General features: G+C 41.5%; 15 protein-coding genes and 1 pseudogene. 7 read left to right on the top strand and 9 right to left on the bottom strand.

All coding sequences use genetic code 11. From position 1 onward, the window contains the following. The first annotated feature begins 239 nt into the window (after window positions 1–239). The 3 genes from M595_RS13065 (at window position 240) to M595_RS13075 (ending at window position 2,147) form a co-directional block, all read left to right on the top strand. Entirely contained in the window at window positions 240–956 is a 717-nt protein-coding gene (locus M595_RS13065) for a pyridoxine 5'-phosphate synthase (RefSeq protein WP_040484072.1), read from the top strand. 65 nt (window positions 957–1,021) lie between these two features. Then, window positions 1,022–1,348, top strand: a complete 327-nt coding sequence (locus tag M595_RS13070; protein WP_023066778.1) for an MgPME-cyclase complex family protein — start codon at window positions 1,022–1,024, stop codon at window positions 1,346–1,348. A gap of 49 nt (window positions 1,349–1,397) precedes the next feature. After that, entirely contained in the window at window positions 1,398–2,147 is a 750-nt protein-coding gene (locus tag M595_RS13075) for a hypothetical protein (RefSeq protein ID WP_023066780.1), read from the top strand. A gap of 1 nt (window position 2,148) precedes the next feature. On the opposite strand, the gene M595_RS13080 is transcribed toward M595_RS13075, so the two are convergent. From M595_RS13080 to M595_RS13090, 3 genes are all read right to left on the bottom strand, one after another. Next, window positions 2,149–2,607, bottom strand: coding sequence for a divergent PAP2 family protein (locus tag M595_RS13080; RefSeq protein WP_023066786.1), 459 nt, complete (start codon window positions 2,605–2,607; stop codon window positions 2,149–2,151). Between the two features lie 14 nt (window positions 2,608–2,621). After that, window positions 2,622–3,548: a geranylgeranyl diphosphate synthase CrtE gene (crtE, locus tag M595_RS13085; protein WP_023066783.1), complete on the bottom strand. Its 927-nt coding sequence runs from the start codon at window positions 3,546–3,548 to the stop codon at window positions 2,622–2,624. Between the two features lie 210 nt (window positions 3,549–3,758). Further along, window positions 3,759–4,679, bottom strand: a complete 921-nt coding sequence (locus tag M595_RS13090) for an NAD(+) kinase (protein WP_023066771.1) — start codon at window positions 4,677–4,679, stop codon at window positions 3,759–3,761. Between the two features lie 165 nt (window positions 4,680–4,844). Here M595_RS13090 and M595_RS13095 point away from each other — a divergent pair, with 165 nt between their 5' ends. Continuing rightward, on the top strand, window positions 4,845–5,519 hold the full coding sequence (locus M595_RS13095) for a ComF family protein (RefSeq protein ID WP_023066764.1): 675 nt from the start codon (window positions 4,845–4,847) through the stop codon (window positions 5,517–5,519). An 84-nt stretch (window positions 5,520–5,603) separates the two neighbouring features. Here M595_RS13095 and M595_RS13100 read toward each other — a convergent pair whose 3' ends face one another. Together M595_RS13100 and M595_RS33005 are read right to left on the bottom strand one after the other, a co-directional pair. Continuing rightward, complete coding sequence (locus M595_RS13100; RefSeq protein ID WP_023066763.1) at window positions 5,604–6,008, bottom strand: hypothetical protein; 405 nt, start codon at window positions 6,006–6,008, stop codon at window positions 5,604–5,606. Between the two features lie 327 nt (window positions 6,009–6,335). Then, window positions 6,336–6,641: pseudogene (locus tag M595_RS33005) on the bottom strand (response regulator); the annotation flags it as partial. 124 nt (window positions 6,642–6,765) lie between these two features. Between M595_RS33005 and M595_RS13105 the strand changes: the two are divergent. Next, window positions 6,766–7,188 carry a Spy/CpxP family protein refolding chaperone gene (locus M595_RS13105; RefSeq protein ID WP_023066772.1) on the top strand — a complete coding sequence of 141 codons (423 nt, stop codon included), beginning with the start codon at window positions 6,766–6,768 and terminating at the stop codon, window positions 7,186–7,188. An 80-nt stretch (window positions 7,189–7,268) separates the two neighbouring features. Here M595_RS13105 and M595_RS13110 read toward each other — a convergent pair whose 3' ends face one another. Beyond that, a complete protein-coding gene (locus M595_RS13110; RefSeq protein WP_023066782.1) occupies window positions 7,269–8,096 on the bottom strand; it encodes a hydroxymethylglutaryl-CoA lyase-like TIM-barrel protein in 828 nt (275 codons plus the stop codon). Window positions 8,097–8,106: 10 nt separating this feature from the next. Next, the gene (locus M595_RS13115; RefSeq protein WP_023066792.1) at window positions 8,107–8,904 is read right to left on the bottom strand and encodes a helix-turn-helix domain-containing protein; all 798 of its coding nucleotides are present in this window, start codon (window positions 8,902–8,904) and stop codon (window positions 8,107–8,109) included. A 125-nt stretch (window positions 8,905–9,029) separates the two neighbouring features. Between M595_RS13115 and M595_RS13120 the strand changes: the two genes are divergently transcribed. After that, window positions 9,030–9,536 (top strand): hypothetical protein, encoded by a 507-nt coding sequence (locus tag M595_RS13120; RefSeq protein ID WP_023066810.1) that lies wholly within the window; start codon window positions 9,030–9,032, stop codon window positions 9,534–9,536. A gap of 102 nt (window positions 9,537–9,638) precedes the next feature. Here M595_RS13120 and M595_RS13125 read toward each other — a convergent pair whose 3' ends face one another. Beyond that, entirely contained in the window at window positions 9,639–10,127 is a 489-nt protein-coding gene (locus tag M595_RS13125) for a hypothetical protein (protein WP_023066768.1), read from the bottom strand. Between the two features lie 103 nt (window positions 10,128–10,230). Here M595_RS13125 and aroA point away from each other — a divergent pair, with 103 nt between their 5' ends. Continuing rightward, window positions 10,231–11,577 carry a 3-phosphoshikimate 1-carboxyvinyltransferase gene (gene aroA / locus M595_RS13130; protein ID WP_023066809.1) on the top strand — a complete coding sequence of 449 codons (1,347 nt, stop codon included), beginning with the start codon at window positions 10,231–10,233 and terminating at the stop codon, window positions 11,575–11,577. Window positions 11,578–11,670: 93 nt separating this feature from the next. On the opposite strand, the gene M595_RS13135 is transcribed toward aroA, so the two are convergent. Further along, window positions 11,671–21,462, bottom strand: a complete 9,792-nt coding sequence (locus tag M595_RS13135) for a DUF4347 domain-containing protein (protein WP_023066806.1) — start codon at window positions 21,460–21,462, stop codon at window positions 11,671–11,673. Window positions 21,463–21,556 lie beyond the last annotated feature (94 nt).

Raw genomic sequence — 21,556 nt, forward strand, 5'->3', positions numbered from 1 at the left:
TGGGGAGGTGGGGTTCCGGGGGAGGTGGGGAGGTGGGGAGGTGGGGAGGTGGGGTTCCGGGGGAGGTGGGGATGGGTAACGGATGGGTGGGGAGGTGGGTTTTTTGGGTTAATGATGAATGGAAACGGATAGGTGGGGAGGTGGGGAGATGGGGAGATCTTGCCTATTGCCTGTTCCCTCTAAACACGGGTTACTGTAAACTGATAAAACGGGAACATTCAACACGAGGAAAGGTTAAGTTGCCGACTTTGGGAGTTAATATTGACCATATCGCTACACTGCGCCAAGCCCGTCGCACGGTCGAACCTGATCCGATAGCGGGGGCGGTAATTGCAGAATTGGCGGGTGCTGATGGAATAACCGTGCATTTGCGCGAAGATCGCCGTCATATTCAAGAACGAGATGTGCGTTTGTTGAGAGAAACAGTACGGACTCATCTCAATCTGGAAATGGCACCCACTGATGAAATGGTGACGATCGCATTAGAGATCAAACCAGACTATATTACTTTAGTTCCAGAACGACGCGAAGAAGTGACCACCGAAGGCGGACTCGATATCGTCGGTCAAATTGAGCGGATGACAAAGGTCGTGGGTCAGTTGCAAGATGCGGGAATTCCGGTCAGTCTATTTATTGATGCGAACCCGGCTCAAATTGAAGCTTCTGCTCGTACTAAAGCGGTGTTTGTGGAACTGCACACGGGTTGTTATGCTGACGCCTGCACTGAGCAGCAAGACAAAGAACTAGAAGTTCTGAGCGCCGGGAGCAAACTGGCTCTAGATGCAGGACTGCGGGTGAATGCGGGTCATGGTTTGACCTACTGGAATGTTTATCCCGTTGCTTGTATTGAGGGAATGGAAGAACTCAACATTGGTCATACCATTATCAGTCGAGCGGTGTTGGTGGGTTTGGAACGGGCGGTTCGGGAAATGAAACAAGCGATGCTTGCAACCTAAGTCTTGAGTTATCCGTTAAGCTGTTTTTTCAAGAGAACGAATTTTTCAATTATTGACAACAAATCATGCAAACTTACTACTATCTTTTAGCCAGTCAACATTTTCTCACCGAAGAAGAACCCTTAGATGAGGTTTTCAAAGAACGCTATCGCTACTATCAAGAACAGGAAAAAGAAGTTGACTTTTGGTTAGTGACTCAACCTGCTTTTCTCGAAGCCCCAGAACTCGCCGAAGTGAAGGCTAAATGTCCGCAACCGGCGGCGGCGGTTATTTCCACCAATGAACAGTTTATTACGTGGTTGAAGTTGCGCTTAGAGTTTGTGGTCACGGGGGAATTCTCAGCCCCGAGCCAGAGTATTCCCGATCCGTTGGCGTCTTTGGCGGTGGCGTGATTACAGACTGCTAAAATAGGCTTGCTCCCGATCAGTTGAGATCCAAACAATGCTTCAAATTGGTGTGAAGGACTGCTTGCGGCTTTTGGGGTTCGTGGTGTTGTTAACCTACAACCTAAGTACAAAAGTTGCTGTGGCTCAGTCGGCTTGCGAACCTCCCGAAGCCGGAGAATATCTTTTATTGATTGTCAGTGAAACGGAAGCTGAACAGGACTTAGCCCGTCGCACGTTACCGAGTGATGTTGAAAGTGAAGTTTGTCGCTATGTTGATGATCTCGTAACGCGAGTTGCTGGGTTTGAAGATCAACTGATTGCCGAAGATTGGGCAGCTTATATTAAAAGTAATTCGGGTTTGCGAAGCTATGTTGTCAAACCCGATACGGTTTCTCAACGTCCTCCGACTCGTCGAGTGGTGAGTCGTTCACCTGCGGCGGAGTTAGACACAGAACCTCGTTCTATCGAACAACCTCGTCCTCGTGTCGAACCTCAACCTCAACCTCAACCTCAACCTCGTCCTCGCGCTGAACAAGCTGCTTTTAACCCAAGAAGACTTGGTTCAGGATATGCGGTGTTAGTAGACTATCTCAATCAACCGGAACTCGCCGCAGAAGTCGAAGAACTCACCGGAGTAGAAGTGGGTTTAGCATCCTACGGTCAGCGTCCCTATTTACTGGTCACTCAAACCAACGATTTACAAACTGCAACCTCTACATTGCAAACTCTAAGCAATCGCGGTTTTTTCTCGCTGATGGTAGATAGTCGCCGTGTAATGCTGATCAGCCCCAATGTTAACCCGTAAACTAGGGATAAGCCAGTTCTGCTAGACCAGAGATCGCAATTCCGAGAGTTAAACCGACGATCACCTGAAAAGGGGTGTGACCGAGTAACTCCTTGAGGCGATCTTCGTTAAACTGGGGATGCTCTTGAAATAACTCATCAACAATCTGATTTAAAATTCGAGCCTGTTGACCCGCGGCTTGACGAACTCCTGTTGCATCGTACATCACAATAAAAGCAAAGACCACAGCGATCGCAAATTCGGGACTTTCCCAACCGATGCTTTGTCCGACACTGGTGGCTAAGGCGGAGACAAACGCTGAATGAGAACTCGGCATTCCCCCTGTCGTGACTAACGCCCGAAAATTGACTTTCCCAAATCGAATTAATTCAATTGCCAACTTCGCCGTTTGAGCAAATAGACAGGCAAACAGGGAAACCATCAGGACTTGGTTATGGAGAATATGGCCAAAGTCTTGCATGGAGTAAGACACCTCTAGTTACTGCGACTGGTAATGAATTGGGCTAGAGCAACTAAGGGAGTCGCCGCCTCTCCAAAAGGAGCAAGTTCAGCTTGCGCCTCTGAGATCAGTTGGTTGGCTCGACGTTTTGATTCTTCTAATCCCCAAAGACTCGGATAAGTTGCTTTTTGAGCAGTCAAATCTTTTCCGGCTGTTTTCCCTAACTCCTCTTGAGTCGCAGTAATATCGAGAATATCATCAACAATCTGAAACGCCAAACCAATTTTCTGAGCGTAGCGCGATAGCCGTTCTCGGTTCTCTGTTGAGGTTCCCGCTAAAATTGCCCCCGAAACGACACAAGTTTCTAACAACGCTCCGGTTTTGTGGGTATGAATAAAGGTAAGCTGTTCTTCGGTAATATCGGTTTTGCCTTCTGAGTCTATATCAACCACCTGACCGCCCACCAGTCCGGCGGCACCAACGGCTCGACCCAAATGAGCAATCACGTCTAATACCTGCTGTGGGGGTACATTTCGGGTTTGAGCGGCGACAAATTCAAAAGCATAGCTTAACAACCCATCCCCAGCTAAAATCGCAATATCTTCGCCATAAACCTTGTGATTGGTGAGTTTACCCCGACGATAATCATCATTATCCATTGCGGGAAGATCGTCATGGATCAGCGACATGGTATGGATCATCTCCAACGCACAGGCGGTTGGCATTGCCATTTCCCTCGTTCCTCCTGCCAACTCACAAGTCGCCAGACACAATATTGGACGGAGACGCTTACCTCCTGCTAGGAGTGAATACCGCATCGCCTCATAAATTTTTTCGGGATAGATCACGGTGATCGAGCGATCAAGGGCAAGTTCAACCTCGGCTTTGTGTTCGGCCAGATAGGTTGATAGGTCAAACGTTGATTTGCTTGGGGGTGAGGGGGTTTCTCCAGTCAATACCATAACGCTGTTTTCCGTACTGATAATCTTTCGTCAATCCCATTGTACGGGTCTTGTGACACTTTTCAGTCAACAGTCTTTTCAGTCAATAGTGAACAGTGATCAGTGACCAGTTTTTTCAGGGAACAATCTTTATCTTTACAGTGAACCGTTTTTTCAGGAAACAGGGAAGATTCATAATTCATAATTCATAATTGATCACTTCTAACCTCCCTAGTTGCGATGATCGTTAATATAGCGAATTCTTGCCCCGGCCCATTGCAATTTTTCTCGTAGAGTTTGGTAAAACGAGTAGTCTTCGCGCAAAATAATAAACCGAGTTTGACAGTTTGCCATCCGCACATCTACCCGTTGTCCTGGCCGAACTGAAGTCGCTAATACTCCGTCTGTCCAGAGTTTGGTTTCGTGTTCGGGATCGGCTAACGGCCACACACTGACGACTGACCCGGATGGCAGAACAATTGGACGACTCGACAAACTTAATGGACAAATGGGGGCGACTGTAATGGCTTCCATTCCAGGGTGCATAATCGGCCCATTGGCAGAGGCATTGTAACAGGTTGAACCCGTCGGTGTTGAGACAATTAAACCATCCCCTTGATACTGATCGACAACTTCACCATCAACTTCCATCTCTAAAATTGAAGTGGGCATTCGATAGGGAGAAGCGGGTTTAATACACATCTCATTCAGGGCAAGATGGCGATCGCCAACGGGGGTAAGATTAGTTCGATTACCTTCAAAAACAGCCGCCTGAATCATCATCCGTTGTTGCATGGCGTAGCGATCTTCAAACATCCGCTCTACGACTTGTTCTGTGTCGCGAACGTCTTCAAACGACTCGGTTAAAAATCCCAAATGTCCACCCACATTTGCCGCTAAAATCGGTATTCCCTCTGGGGCTAAATGACGGGCTGCGGCTAACGCTGTTCCATCTCCCCCCAAAACGATCGCTAAGTCAATTGGACGGCTGATAGAGGCCAAAAAGACCGGATAAGGATTATCTTGAGGGCCACTCGGCCCCATCAATACCTGACAGCCTCGTTTCTCAAAGTGGGTTGCAAATTGTTCGGCCCATTGTTTACTTTGCGGATCTCTGGCTTTGTGGGCGATGATCACCTGTTTTATTTCCACCGTCTTTCCTCGATGATGATCTTCTCTATGCTGTTATTATCCCGTATCCTTAAACAGTAGCCTGTTTGACACGTCTTAAGCGTTGTGATTTTAACATTAAGGGGGTGTTGAGTTGCTAACCCTGAAGGACTAACGCTTGAGAATGATCTTCTTTCTTTTTAACCGATGCTCCGAAATTTCTTCAAAGCGGTTCTCAATCTTTTTTTGAAGCCCAATTGTCCGTTGTGCGATCGTCCCACAGACACCCAACTCTGTCCCTATTGTCAAAAACAGATTTTGCGCTGTCAATTTCCCCGAGGAAAACAATGTTCTGGGGAGGTTCCTCTGTTGGTTTGGGGACAATACAAAGGGGCGTTAAAGCAGGCAATTGTGGCGATGAAATACAACAATCATCCTGAACTTGCTCAACCGTTGGGCTATTGGTTGGCTGAGACTTGGTTGAATACATCTCAGTTCAATTCATCTAATCTTAATAATAAACGACTTGTTGTCGTTCCGATTCCGATGTTTCCTGAAAAACAAAAAAAACGGGGTTTTAATCAAGCGGAACTTTTGGCCCGCAGTTTTTGTCAGGTGACGGGTTTACCATTAAAGTCTCAGGGTTTAGAACGGATACGTGATACTGAAGCTCAGTTTAGTCTTTCGGCTCAACAAAGGCAAGAAAATTTAAAAGATGCGTTTCGGTTAGGGGCAGATTTCCGCCAATCTAAAGTTAATTCTGTTTTAATTGTAGATGATATTTACACCACGGGCGCAACGGTTAAGACGGCAATTGCAACATTTCGACGACATCAAATCAGAGTTGTGGGGATTTTAGCGATCGCTACGACAAAATCTTGATCGGATAAGTAAGGGGCTTTAGCCCCTTTTTAAGTAATTTTGGGAAATTTATCTCATCACTTTCAGGGGGCAATTCCGGGCAGTTTAGCTGAGGTTCTGATAGGCTTCTTCCCAAGATTGACCCAGATAGCTTTCTCGCTGAATGACATAATCTATGCAGTGATATCCAGTCAGAGGATAGCCTTGATTTTCTGCTTTTTCTTGGCTTTTTTTGAGCCAATGATGCCAATTAAACCCCTGTTCATAAATCGTGCGAATTGAGGCTTTTCCGGCTGAATTTTTATCGTTGATCAAACAAACTTTAATTTGATCTCCAATTTGTTGGATCTGTACAATTCTTTGATGGGCGGGATAATTCGGCAGAGAAGACACTGAATTAATCTCCTCTAGTTGCACATTGGGCGTAGAGTGTGCTAGACAATCTTGAGTTTGAACGGCACTCTCGGGTAAGTTCAATGTTGCTAATTCTTGAGTTTTCTGTGGTGTCATAGATTGTTTCCCTAATTATATTCAAATACATTCCTCTGATCAAAACTTGAGTTCTCGATCAGGGGTAATAGCTATTATGGCATTGAGTTTTAGTTTCAACCACTCTCTAATGGTGAGATTAGGAGAAGCGAAGATTAGATTTTAGTGAACAAAACCATGATTAGAAACGGTTTGAGGGACAAACTGAAGCCGGATGTATAAGATAAATTTATCAATTGTTTCAGAAAAACAAATAAAATAAAATATTGATTTTTATTCTAAGAAAACTTGATGAAAAAATTCTCAGATTTGTTACAACTATTAACATTAAACAGATTTTAATACAATGGGGGTTAATCGTTTAAATTTCGGTGGGGGTTCCGTTGAAGATGAATGAGAAAAATTGCCTGTCTTTGCAGCAACAACCTTTTCAAATAATCCGGGTTAAAATTGAGTATACCCTTTATAAACAGCACGAATGGCTTGGGCAAGTTCTTCGGAAGGGGTATCTTTGAGTAAATACCCTTTTGCGCCGTTTTGCATCGCTTTGGCAATATATTCATCATCATCAAATGTCGTTAAAACAAGTACCTTTGTTTGGGGGAGTTGTTGAGGTTGAATACTTTGAGCGGTGAGACTATGACCTGATGAGATAAGACTTTAGACTTAGCCAAATTAAGGAAGTTTGATTACGGCGATCGCAGTTATTAATTTCTACGATAAGGAGATCACTGAAAAAGAGTGAATTCACCCTAATTGTGAGGTTTGTATAATCAAGATGCGTCATTTGCTTTGTGCGACCACTGTAGCTTTATTGTTACCTTTATCGGGGAGTGCATTAGCCGAACCCGGCGATCGCATGGGTCGGATGTTTGAGCAGCTTAATCTTTCTGCGGAACAACAGCAACAAATTGAGAATATTCACGAACAGCGTAAGGCTTCATCGGAAGGTTTGCGTGAACAAATGCGTGCGGCTGCCGAAGAAATGCGATCGCTTCAAGCCAGTAATGCGAGTGCAGAACAAATGCGTCAACAACATCAAAAAATTCAACAGTTACATCAACAAATGGGTGATCAACGCTTTGAAACCATGTTACAAGTTCGTGAAGTATTAACACCAGAACAACAAGCAAAATTAGCAGAATTGAAGCCGGAACATAACGGTGAAGGTCAAGGGCGAGGGCGTCAAGCACAGCAATAAAAATACAATCCTATATCAATCCTCAGTCGTTTGTAATATTTTCGAGGTTTAGCCAATTTTGGGGTGCAAGTTTTGCGCCCTTATTTGATTAATTTAGAAATTAATCCAGAAATTTTTGGGATCAAATCGGAGTTTATTGAGGTATAATAGTTGTGATTGGATTTAATTTTATTAACAATTTTAGCTAAGTTTGCATTGCCTTTTCTAGCACCCAAACCGTTAACAGCGCATTCGATTTGACGCACACCTAACTCTAACCCCACGAGAGAATTTTCTACGGCTTTTCCTAAATCATTGTGACAGTGAACGGAAACGGTGACGTGTTGGAGTTGGGGAATATTTTGATATAATTTTTGGAGTAAGTGATAAAAGTCTTCCGGTAAAGCAACACCTAAACTATCGGGAATACTAATGATTTTAGCCCCGCTTTCAATCGCTGTTTGAACGGCTTCACATAAAAATTTAAGATCGCCGCGAGTTGCATCAAACGCAGTCCATTGAACGATGTTACAATAATTTTTGGCTTGGGAAATCTGTTTTTTTAGGGTTGATAATATTGAGTTTTTCTCGAAAGGTTTGGAAGGTGAGTTAAAATTAACAAGAGTATAGATATTAATACAGCTTTTTTCGGCTTTTTCTAATGATTTTGCTGCGTGTTTAATTTCTGTTTCTTGAGAACCTGCTAACGCACAAAGCGTTGAATGTTTAATAACCTGAGAAACTGCTATAATTTGATCAATATCTTTTGTATATCGTCCAGGATATCCGATTTCAATGGTATCAACTCCGATTTCCTCAAGCTGTTGAGCAATTTGAACTTTATCTTGTGTGCTAAAGTGAACGCCTGGGGTGAGTTCTCCGTCTCGCAGAGTGGTATCAAAAATTATAATCGGAAGATTAGCAATCATTAGCTTGAAATCAATTGACTTGACGGTTTTTGTAGTTATTTTTAGCCTGATTTTGAGTTAAAAATGGGTTTCCTTTATACATACTTTTAGAGGGAATAACGGGATAAAATCGTTTATTTTCTTCGGAATATTCCCAAGTAATTTTATCAGGATCTTTTTGACTACACCAGTCTGTAAACTGCGGTTTTGTCTTCCATTTGCTTAAGGTACTCGGATGAACGTTTAAGCGTTTGGCGAGTTCTAATTGATTCAGATTACTCGGTATTTTTGATGGATTTGAATTGGAATCTGGAGGAACTGGAAATAATGAAATTTCGTTTTTATTTGGAAGTTTAGGTTGAGGTGCTTCAGGAGGTTGAGAAGGTAAAACTGGGGGATTTTCTATCGGATTGACAAACTCTATTTCCTCCGATTCTAAACGGTCAATTAAAGCTTGAGCGGTCGAAAAATAATAAACAATTCCGCCTTGGTCTGTGACTTCAAATTGAGCAGAAAATTCCGTGGCTTTCTTGTCTAAAAATTCTCGCACATCCTCAGTGTTAACTTGAGAATTCATCGCTAAATCTAAGGGTGTAATCCAACCCTGATTATCTTGAATTAAGCGATAAAAAACCTGATTGAGATACGTTAATTGATCAAGATGTTTTTTGGCGTAATGCTTCCACAGACGCCAGGCACCGACTCCGCCAATCAAAAGCACCAAAAGCGGGATCGTATCTTTCATTACCAGCAATCCTAGCGCAATCGCAATCCCAAAGGCAACATATCCGCTATCATCCTTTTTCTGTTGGGGGGTGTTTTGAGACATAGTTTTCCTGGGGCTGATACTTGCTGACTTGCTCATAATTTGACATACTAACGGTGCAGAACTCAAGCAATAATTTAGTAGTTCTCAGCGATTAACTCTCTATTCTGGCGGTGTGAGGATCTTCAATGAATTTTAAGTTTAGACGAGTGGTGACGTTGTTGACGTTCGTGACCCTGCTAACCAGTTTGACCGCTTGTGCGGGAAGTCGCAAGACGCAATGTCGTAAACTGATCGAGGTTGTAGATCAGGGAAACCGAGCGATCGCAACTCAGGATAGCTCGAATGGCGCGACAACCCTCAGATTAGCACAAGAACTCAATCTTGTTGCCAATCAGATGGAAGAACTTTACCTCACAAATGGTAGACTCAAGAAAATTCGTGTGGGTTTTACAGAGGTCTTTCGTGAGTTTGCAATCGCCCTAAACGAGATGGGTCAAGCGCTAGAAGCTGGAGAAAAATCACCCATTAGTGTTGAAGGTCGCACTGAATTAGTAAAAGCGATTGAAAAGGTGAATCAAGTCAGTCAACAAACCAGTCCGATGAGTGAAAAAGCAGAAACTTTGATGGCAGATATGACGAAATATTGTCCGCCTGAGTCTTTACAACCAGAAGAACCTGATCCCTCAAAATAATCGGTACGGGCGGGTTCTAAATCGAGCTATAACCTTCTCGCAAAGCATTTCTATAAACCCGCCCAATTCGTGATCAGTCGCTCATTTTTCCTTCGGTCTTTTTTAATGATGAATGTCTAAACTCAGAACATACCGACCCAGTTGCAATTTGTCTGACCAAAGTTCATATTCGAGTCGGAAATATTCGGGAAAAGGAGAACCCCCTAATTCTAGATTGCGGGTAAAGTTACGCAGTCGAAATTGACTGGGAACCGTTTCCGAGTCCGTTTGTAAATAATAACGACTAATCCCATACATTCCTTTTTGCCATAAATGACGATAGCTGTATTTTGTATTCCCTTGCATCGTCATAACCGCCCGATAGGGAGACACTTCTAACCACAACAGACGGGGTTTTTGCGGTGTAGAGGGGGGAGTTTCCGGGCTAATGGGGTTGGGTTCCCAGTCGAATATTTCCGGTTCATGTAACAACAAGTGAAATTGTTCACGATCTCTTTGATAGAGGGTTGCGGCGGTTTCAATCAGCGATCTTACGGGTAAGTCCACCGAAATCACAGACAGACTTACAGGTTTGCGAGAATGTGTTAACATATGCTGTAAATTAACCATTAACTATAAGCCCCCAGTCTCAGATTGCCATTTAGTACAAAGAAAGCGTTAGGATGACTAGGGAAATCCTTCCTTTTCTTATCCTATGCTAACTGGGATTATTGAAACCAAAACTTCAGAAAGTCAACAGACTCTAAGCGTTGAACCGCCAACATCCGGTTTATCTTTACACGGTACGATTGAGATCCCTGGAGATAAGTCAATTTCCCATCGGGCGTTAATGTTGGGCGCATTGGCGACGGGAACCACAACCATTGAAGGGTTGCTTTTAGGGGCTGATCCTCGCAGTACCGCTAGCTGTTTCTCCCAGATGGGGGCGAAAATTTCCGAGTTAAATCAACAGCGAGTCGAAGTTCAGGGAATTGGCTTAGGTCAGTTGCTTGAACCGACAGAGGTTTTAGATGCGGGGAACTCGGGGACAACATTGCGATTAATGTTGGGAATTCTGGCTTCTCATCCGGATCGCTTTTTTACGGTCACGGGCGATCATTCCTTAGTTCGGCGTCCGATGGATCGGGTGGTCAAACCGTTGCAAGAAATGGGGGCGATGATTTGGGGACGAGAAGGCGGTTCTTTTGCGCCGCTAGCCATTCAAGGTCAACGCCTTAAACCGATTCATTATAACTCGCCCATTGCCTCAGCACAAGTCAAATCCTGTGTTTTGTTGGCGGGTTTGATGGCAGAAGGGGAAACAACGGTGACGGAACCTGCGTTATCTCGCGATCATAGCGAACGGATGTTACGGGCATTTGGGGCTAGGGTGTTGGTAGATCCAGAAACCCATAGTGCGACGGTCATCGGGCCTGCAACCTTACAAGGTCAACCCGTTGTGGTGCCGGGGGACGTTAGTTCGGCGGCGTTTTGGCTGGTGGCGGGGGCGATTATTCCCGGTTCAGAATTACTGATTAAAAATGTGGGGGTGAACCCAACTCGTACCGGAATTTTAGACGCTTTGGAAATGATGGAGGCTGATATTCAGCTAGAAAATCAACGGGAAGTTGCCGGAGAACCTGTCGCAGATTTACGGGTAAAATACAGCCAACTCAAAGCCTGTACTTTAGAAGGTTCGTTAATTCCTCGCTTAATTGATGAGATTCCGATCTTAGCAGTTGCCGCGACGTCTGCACAAGGAACAACCATCATTCGAGATGCGGAAGAATTACGAGTCAAAGAAAGTGATCGGATTAAAGTGATGGCGGCGGAATTAAACCGCATGGGGGCAAAAATTTCCGAGTTACCCGACGGGATGGAAATTGTTGGCGGTACAGCGTTAACCGGGGCGGAAGTTGATAGTTATACTGATCATCGGATTGCGATGAGTTTAGCGATCGCAGCGTTAAAAGCTAGCGGAAAAACTCTCATTGGTCGAGCCGAAGCCGCTTCGATTTCCTATCCTCAGTTTACCACAACTTTACAACAAATTTGCAAGTAATTTTGCAGAAATTGTAGGGGGAAAGAAATAGATTGTTAATTTTCCTCCTACAGTTTAGAGTAAAAGATTTTCAGGTTAACCTCAATTCCCAGTTTAAACAAAATCTTGTTCGGTTAACAGAGTAGAATTAATTCCCGGTAACACCGCTAAGAATTCTCCCGTTGCTTGAACTTGAATCACCGATCCATTTGAATTGGAAGTAATATTAAGCTGTTCAAAAGTTAACGGACTAATTAACTCAATTACATCTTGAGTGTTTGTGAAATCAACAATTACATCCGCAGTTTCGATGGTATTTCCACCCGCTCCAAACCCAATCACAAACGCATCATTTCCTAAATCACCAGTTAGCGTATCCGCACCTAAACCTCCAATTAAACGGTCATTTCCAAAGCCTCCCAACAGTTGATCCTGACCTTCTCCTCCCCATAAACGATCACTATCTTTGTCACCATAAATAATATCATTTCCGGCATCCCCTTGGATTTGATCATCGCCTTGTCCACCAAACAAAACATCATCACCGACTTCTCCACTTAACGCATCCACATCCCCTTGTCCATATATTAAATCAAAACCTGCTTCTCCCGATACCCGATCATTTCCTTGATTTCCAAACAAAATATCATCAAAATCTGAACCCACACCTGTATCATCTAATTCACTCAAACTCACAACAGCAGCTTCAGAAAAAGTATTTTGTTGTCCAAGATTATCGTTATCGCTAATATTGGCTGAAATCTGATCAACATCTAAGCTATCATAGCGGGAATCATCACTATTAACGGTGTGAGAAATACTTCCAATGCTTGAACCTTCAGTCAGGTTATCATCAACCGCAGTCACCGTTATTGTTTGTGGAACCTTCCAGTTTGAGGGGGTAAAGTTGAGAGTTTGTTTATCGGTTTCAAGCTGAGAGTTGGAGTTAATATTAATCTCAACATTCGCCGTCGGTTCACTATTGAGAACAATCTTATAAACATCACTCCCAAAACCTTCAATTACATCAGTTCGACGCACAGGTTGAATTACTGAAATTCCCGGTTCTCCAGGGGGTAAAGGTTCATCATTTTCAATAATATCAACGGTAATATTATCCCCGATTCTTCCGTCGATTCTAATCGGAGTGTCGCGATTATAATTAGAGTCGTTACTTGAAATGGTATGATTAATTGTACTGGTATGAATATCAGCTTCGACATCTTCATCATCAACCGCTTCGACGGTAACTGTTTGCGGTTCATTCCAATTTTCAGAGGTAAAAATCAATTCAATTTCATTTTCCGCACCCTCTCCTAAATCAACTTGACTATCAGGAGTAATTGTGACAATAACATCTTCAGTCGGTTGGCTATTGAGAATAACTTGGTAAGTATCTGTTAAGCCATCTTCACTGACTTCTGTACGGTTTGATGTTTGGCTAATCAAAACTTCAGCAACATCATTATCCACAAGATCAATATTGATATCAGAAATTTCTAAACCGTCATAATTTCGATCTGCACTCATCACCGTATGACGGATAATTTCGGTGGTGTCTCCCTGAAGAATATTATCATTTATAGCAACAATATTCACCGTTTGAGGAATATTCCAGTTTGTTTCATCAAATTCAATTGCAGGGATAGAATTAATCCGATTACCTGTGTTAAACTCTATTGTAACCGGAAGTACGGGAGGCGAACTTAAAACAATCTCATAACTGGCGGTTGTTTCTCCTTCGGTAAGAGAAAGGTTGAAGTTGTTATTAACAATAATCACTTCCGCATTGACATCATTATCGAGAATTTCGACATTCGCACTACGAATTTGTAAGTCTCTATAATTTTCATCTTCGCTGACAATATTATGAGAAATTGCTAGAGTTTCATCTCCTTCTGGAATCACATCATCTATCGCTTCAACCGTTACAGTTTTGGGAGTATTCCAGTTCGTTGAATCAAAGCTAATTGCATCAATGGAATTGAGTTGTTGTTCATTTAATTCAAACTCAATTGTCACAGGTAATTCCGGTTCTCGTGTTAAAACTAGAGAGTAAGTGTCTGTCTCTCCATCTTCAGAAACGGTTAAATTTCTCGGTGCGATAGAAACATCAACAACATCATTTTCTGCAATTTCAATATTGATATCCTCCAGGATAAACCCATTATAAGTTTGATCATCACTGGTAACAACATGAGTAATTAAACTGTTATGAGTTCTGTCTTCAACTAACTCATCATCAACTGCTTGAACTTCTATCGTTTGAGGAACATTCCAGTTACTTTCATCAAAGGTAACTTCGGTGATGGGTTCAATTTGGCTATCAGTTTGAAAGCGAATGGTAACGGGTTCAGGGGGAACTGTGGTTAAAACCAAATTGTAGCTATCGGTAATTCCCGACTCGGTAACAGATAATTCCGTTTCAGAAATATCAATTCTTGGAATTTCGTTATCAAAAATTTCGACAGTTGTTGTATCTTGAGTTCCGATTTCAGTTTCCACACTGGGGTTAACCAACGCCAAAGAAAAGGTTTCATCTTCCTCAACTAAATTATCCTCAAAAATCGGAATATTAACCGTCGCCGTTTTTTGATTCGCCGCAAACCGTACTGAAATTAAATTATTATCAAAGTTATCAAAATCTTCTCCTGCGGTTGCTGTTTCCGGAGTTAATTCTACCTCTACTGTAGAGGCTTTCGAGGTATCTCCAGTACGATTAATGGTAATTTCAGAACCAACACTTGTTCCATCTTCGTTAATTTGATAATCGGTTTGAGAAAATTCAACTGTTGCGGGTGTATCATTATCAATAATCGTCAGATTAGCAGTACCCGTTCCTAAGATAATTCCATCAGACGGATTTAATAAAGTTAATGTCGCCGTTTCATCCCCTTCAAAAACAACATCATCCAAGACTCGAAATGTCACACTGGCGGTATTATTTCCATCAGGAATAATAATCTGAGGATTGGATAAAGTATAATCATTTGAAGTAATTCCAATTCCCGAAACATCGAGATTGACTGTTTGTTCTCCCTCGACATTTGCTGAAGCAGTAGCGGTAACAGTTATTGCTGTGGTATTAGCTTCTTCACCTGTCGTTAAATCAACTGATAAATCAACAACAGGAAGATCATTGTCAAGATTCGTTAGGGTAACATTTTCCGGGTTAAGATTGTTATAATTAAGATCATTACTAATCGCTGCTTCAGTAATAATTCGGTACTCAATATCCCCATCAACATTCAAATCATCAACTCCGGTAACAGTAACAACTTGTGGTGTCAACCAGTTATCGGGAGTAAAGATTAAACTGGGTGGAAAAACACCCCCTTCTGTGGGATTATCACTGATTAAATTTAGAGTAACATTATCAATAGGTTGGGTATTTAAAACCACTTGAAATGTTGCAGTTTCTCCCGCTTCACTGGTTTCTAATCCTGTCGTTGGGCTAACGGTGATTCCGGGGGTTTCATTGTCTGTGTTAATTACAGTAATATTGTCAGGATTGAAGCCGTTATATTTGGCATCTAAACTCACTGCATCACCCGTAATAATGCTATAGTTAATGTTACCGTCAGCAATTAGATCATCAACTCCTGTAATCGTTACGGTTTGTGGAAGTTCCCAATTTTGGGGGGTAAAACTTAGCGTTTCCGTCGAAAGAATTCCTTCTGCGGTGTTGCTACTCGCGAGATTAAATGTTACTTCTGCTAACGGTTCAGAAGTCAGAAAAACATCAAAAGTTGCGATTCCTCCCACTTCGCTAGTGGTTAATCCCGTTGTGGGAGTAATGACAATTTCCGCAGTATCGTTATCGGTATTCGTAACGTTAATATCTGGAGGATTAAACTCGTTATAATTGGGGTCAGTGGTTGTTAAATCGGGTGTCGTAATGATACTATAAGCAATATCATCATCATCAATATTATCATCAACCCCCGTCACTGTAATCATCTGGGGAATATTCCAATTTTCCGGGGTAAATGTTACCGCTTCCGTCGAAACAATTCCTTCCGTAATATTGCTACTCTCAATTCCAATGGTGACATCATCAACGGGTTCGGTATTCAGAAAAATCTCAAAAGAATCGCTTCCTTCTGCTTCGCTAGTCACTAAACCATTAACCGGAGTAACCGTAATTCCTGGCGTTTCATTATCTGCGTTAACCAGACTCACATCTGCGGGGTTAATTCCGTTATAAATCGGATCATTACTAACTGTTGTATCTGTAATAATAGAATAGGATAAATCTCCGTCTGCGATATCATCATCCACTCCCGTAACAATCACAATTTGAGACACATCCCAATTTTCCGGGGTAAAAATTACCTCTGAAATAGAAAGACTTCCTTCGTTGGGGTTACTACTATTTAAGTCTAAACGAACATCTGCTGTCGGTTCAGAAGTTAAAACAATTTCAAATGTTGCAATCTCTCCTGATTCTGTCGTAGTTAGTCCATCAATTGGAGTAACAACAATTCCCCCTTCATCGTTATCAATATTTGTGAGGTTAATGTCAGCTAAATCAAAATCATCATAAGTTAAATCATTACTAAGAACGGTTGTATTAATACTGTATTCAACATCCCCATCAACAATATCATCATCAACTCCGGTAACAGTAACAATTTGAGAATTATTCCAATTTTCGGGAGTAAAAGTTAGAGTTTCAGTAGAAAGAATTCCTTCGTCGGGGTTAGTATTTTCTAAGTTAATAACAACGTCTGCTATCGGTTCGGAGGAGAGAACGAACTCAAAATTAACGCTATCTCCGTCTTCTGTTGTAATGGTTTCAGAGGGTGGAGTGAACAAAATTTCCGCTTCATCATTATCTTGGTTCGTGATAGTAATATCTTCTAACTGAAAATTGTTGTAATTAATATCCTCACTATTAACCGTTGTGATAATACTATAATCAATCTCTCCATCAAAAATATTATCATCCACTCCGGTAACGGTAACGACTTGAGGTGTATCCCAATTTTCAGACGTAAAAGTTACTGTATTAACAGAAAGATTTCCTTCTTGTGGGTTGGTATTTTCTAAATTAATAACAACGTCTGCTATCGGTTCGGAGGAGAGAACGAACTCAAAATTAACGCTATCTCCGTCTTCTGTTGTAATGGTTTCAGAGGGTGGAGTGAACAAAATTTCCGCTTCATCATTATCTTGGTTCGTGATAGTAATATCTTCTAACTGAAAATTGTTGTAATTAATATCCTCACTATTAACCGTTGTGATAATACTATAATCAATCTCTCCATCAAAAATATTATCATCCACTCCGGTAACGGTAACGACTTGAGGTATATCCCAATTTTCAGACGTAAAAGTTACTGTATTAACAGAAAGATTTCCTTCTTGTGGGTTGGTATTTTCTAAATTAATAATAACGTCTGCTATCGGTTCGGAAGAAAGAACGAGTTCAAATGTTGTTGTTTCTCCGTCTTCTGTTGTAATAGGTTCAAGGGGAGGCGTTAACAAAACTTCCGCATTATCGTTATCAACAATACTAATAAAAGCTGAATTATTCTCAGTAATTAAATAGTTTGAACCTGCAATTAAAGTAAGTTCAATGGTTTCTTCTGGATCAAAAATATTATCATCAATCGTAACAACATTTAAGGTTGCGCTGGTAACTCCAGGTGCTATTATAAACGTATTGGGAGTAACAGTGGTAATTCCAGTTCCGGCTTCTAGGGTATAATCTTCTGTCTGGGTTGCAATACTTTCATCGGGATCAAACTCAATAATTAAAGGTTGATCAACAGGTTCATCAAGAGTAATCGTAAAGGTTCCAGTTTCTCCTTCAACCGGAGAAAGATTCGCTGCAATACTAACTTGAACTGTTCCGATTAAACTAATGGTTGTTTCGGCAATATTACTGTTAGAACTGCCATCATTCACGGTAATATTAATTAGGCGATCACTTAAATCGGGGTTCAGTTGGGTATTATTATAAACAACTTGAGAAATTGCGGTTTGATAATCAGCAACAGAAGCCTCTCCTCGCAGTTGTAATTCTCCGGTTACTGAATTATAAGCAGTTGCAGTAATTCCAGTCGGAAGTAAACCATTAACCGCTAAACTTTCAGCTTCCCCGTTAATTGGGTTCGTTAAAGTTAAAGTCGCAAAAGCTAAATTGGGGCTATCTGCATCCTCAATTTCAACATCAGTATCCGCCACTATTACGGCTTCTCGTCCCTCAATAAAACGGTTACTATAATTGTTTCCGGTTATTCCACTACTATCATCTTCATCTAAGTCTAAAACAGGGGCGGTATTCGCCGTGATAGGAGTAGAAAATTCTGAGGTATTATTATTAGCATCTGTTGCTGTCGCAGTAATCGAACGTTGATTCTCGGCAAGTTCGGTATCAAAGCTAACCGTAAACGGAATATTGCTAGTTGCTTGAGTTTCCCCTAAAAAAGTTCGTCCTTGGCGATCGCTTTCCCCTAGTGTTTCATTGGCAAAAAATTGTACAGTAAAGGTAGAACCGGGCGTACTATCAACTATACCATTAATCGTAATACTTTCTGCTTCTAAAGTCGCTGTTAATAAGTCAGGATAATTCTGTAACGTATTCGCCCCAGTGTCCTCATCTCCAAAATCATTAATACTAATTCCATCATTATTTAAATCAATGCCAATATCCGCCAAACCCAGACCATTATCAAAGATAGAATTACTCAGAATTGCATTGCCTTCTCCCGAATCTATTCTCACCCCATCTTGATTATTAAAGCCAATAATATTTCCTGATCCAGCAACTCCGCCAATAGTATTATTATTAGCATTATTAAACACTAAAATACCATTTTGCGTATTCCCTAATGGTGTATTTCCATCAGAAGCCGTTCCAATAAAATTCCCTTGAATCAGATTATTAGTCGCCGCATTGCCATTAAGTTCAATCCCGTTTGTATCGTTTCCAGAGATTAGATTCCCCGCCCCAAAAACGGTTCCCCCAACTACATTATTTTGTTCTTGAAATATCCCAATTCCCGCCCCACTATTCCCTAAATCAGCGGTTCCTGAAATATTAGTTCCAATGTAATTTCCTTGAATAATATTATCACTTGTTGTATCAATTTGTACTCCATTTCGACCATTTCCAGAAATCAAGTTACGGGTTTGCGGTGTGGTTCCTCCAATTAAATTTCCACGGCTACCGTCACCCAGAAAAATTCCGTCAACTATATTTCCAAAGTCGATATTTCCAGTAATATCCGTCCCAATATAGTTTCCTTGAATCGTATTATTTCCGCCATTAATTAACCGAATCCCCTCGGAAAATTGGTTAATAACAAACCCTTTAACAGTGCTATTTCCAGCCGTAATCGTTAAGCCACTACTGGTATTAACATTACTTCCATCAATTTCAATTAAGGGTTTATCTGTATATCCCGGCTGAGAGGTTGCATCTAAAATCGCCACATCACTAACAGTTGGAAGCGGAGAAGTAGGTCGAATACTAAACGTTCCTGTATTGGGGTTAAAACCCGGATCGGTTGGCGGAATATTAAAGGTAATAATATCAGTTCCTTCGACCCGGTTAGCGGTGTTAATCACCTGTCGCAATGAACCAACACCTGCATCATTAGTATTGGTGACAATTAACGAGCGATCACCGATAATTAAACTCGCAGTATTGGAGGTTGTTAACGCATAGTTAGTTCCCGGTTGTAAACTAACTTCTATTGTTTCATCGGTTTCACTAATATTATCAAAAACTGGAATAACGTCTAAAGTTGCGGTTGTCGCCCCTGGTGCAATTGTAAAGCTATTGATTGTGAGGTTGGTAATATTATTTCCCGCAGCAAAACGATAATCATCCGGATTAATTGCATCACCCGCAATACTAAAATTAACTGTTAATCCTTCTGGGGGGGCAGGTTGATTTAAACGAATTTCAAACACCCCATTTGTTTGTCCGTCTTCGATGGGATCAGTTCCGGCTAAAATGGTAATTGCTGGCTCAATTGTTGATATAAAAACATCAGCAACTCCGTTTGTATCACCGGGTATTAAATTGTTAGCTAAAGACTCAAAGGCGACTAAACTTCCATCACCCGAAACCACAGCTTGAAACGAATCGGCATTTCCTTCTTGTCCCGTATCAGTAATAGAAACCCGGGTAATAATACCATTTCCTTGATCAAAAATTCCATCTTGATCGGGATCGCGATCATGGACAAAAATATCTTCAACGCCATTATTATCACCCAGAACAAAATTAGAAGATCGAGAACTAAACCCAACAAACCGACCATCATTTGATATACTCGGTTGAGAGGAATTAAAATTTCCGCCCACACCATTGGCATCTACAGAAACTTGATTTGTGACTCCAGTTTGCAGATCATAAACAAAGATATCTAAAGCGTTATTACTATCTCCTTCAACTAAATTATTGGCTAAAGATTCAAAGACAATAAAGCGATCATTTCCCGAAAATTGAGGATCAAAAGAAGCGTTATTTGCCTCAACTCCACCCAGTCCAATCGGTAGACGAGTAATACTACTATTTCCTTGCTCAAAAGTCCCATTTCCATCGGGATCACGGTCATAAAGAAAAATATCTCGAACCCCATTATTATCCCCGACGACCAGGTTATTGGAGTCGGATTCAAACACCACAAACTGTCCATCACTTGAAATAGAAGGATCAAAAGAATCACCATTTCCCTGTAAACCAATCCCATTAATTGATATTCGGACGGTTCGGCTACTTCCCTGATCAAAACTCCCATTCCCATCGAAGTCACGGTCATGAACAAAAATATCCCATGTTCCTGAATTGTCATCTCTAGGAACGAGGTTTTCCGCCCGTGACTCAAACGCAATAAATCGTCCATCCGGGGTGATTACGGGATTTCGGGAGGCATCATCTCCACTAATTCCATCGTTACGAATTGAAACTCTTGTAGTTGTTTCAGTTTCGCGATCGCGGACAAATATATCCCATTCTTCAGCGTTGTTGTCTCCAGGCGCGAGGTTGTTGGCTTTGGACTCAAACGCAACAAACCGTCCATCCGGAGTAATAGCGGGCAATATACTATCAGAAAAAGCACCGGATTTATCGTTTCCTTCCTGTCCGAAACTGTTAATAGAAACGCGAGATGTAATTCCAGTTTGGCGATCGCGAACAAAGACATCAGAAACGCCGTTATTATCATCAGGAACTAAATTATTTGCATTCGATTCAAACGCGATAAATTGTCCGTTATTAGAAATATTTCCATCTTGAGAACCAAAATCTTGAGGATCGGGAGCAGCTTGTTCTCCTTGTGAATTGATAGAAACTCGTTCAATCGTCAACAGACCTTGATAGTGATTTTGAACCTCCTCATTAAAGGCAATCTCTGAATTTATCTGACCAATTTTAACATCTAAATGCCAATTTCCACCTTTTTTAAAGCAACCAATAGGGGTACTAGAAGCGGCGATATTGGCTCCGGTGAGTTGATGTAAACGTTGGATAAAGTGTGTGTTTTCTTGAGCAAGATTACAACCATAGAGGAGAATTTCAGGAACATTCCACTGTTTGAGTAAACTCCGATAGGAATCAATATTCTCTAAACTTAGGTTCGTGTTTCCAAAGGATAAGATATTCGCTGAAGCATGGGTAACGAGATGCAGACTTTTAATTGTAAAAGGATTGCTTTTAAGAGTGCTTGTAATTTGTTCAATAGCATCTTGGTTTGGGTCAAGCTGTAAAACATTTGCCTCTCGATTAACTCCCGCGATTAGGGTTGAAATATCAAACAAATCGCTAGCCAATACCACTAATATTTTCGGAGAGGCAAAATTTTGACTATTCGGTGTGGATTTAGAGGATTGTAAATTTGATTGTTTGAGGTGATTATGGTTTTTTGTCTCAAGAGTCGTCACTTTCATCTGTTTACATCTTTGAATAATTGGTTTGATTATTGATCAATGCACTTCCCTGATTGCGTCATCAAGCCGACTTTTTTTAAAGCTCAAGCTCTAT

Origin of the sequence: Lyngbya aestuarii BL J (assembly GCF_000478195.2) — a bacterium.
GTDB lineage: Bacteria > Cyanobacteriota > Cyanobacteriia > Cyanobacteriales > Microcoleaceae > Capilliphycus > Capilliphycus aestuarii.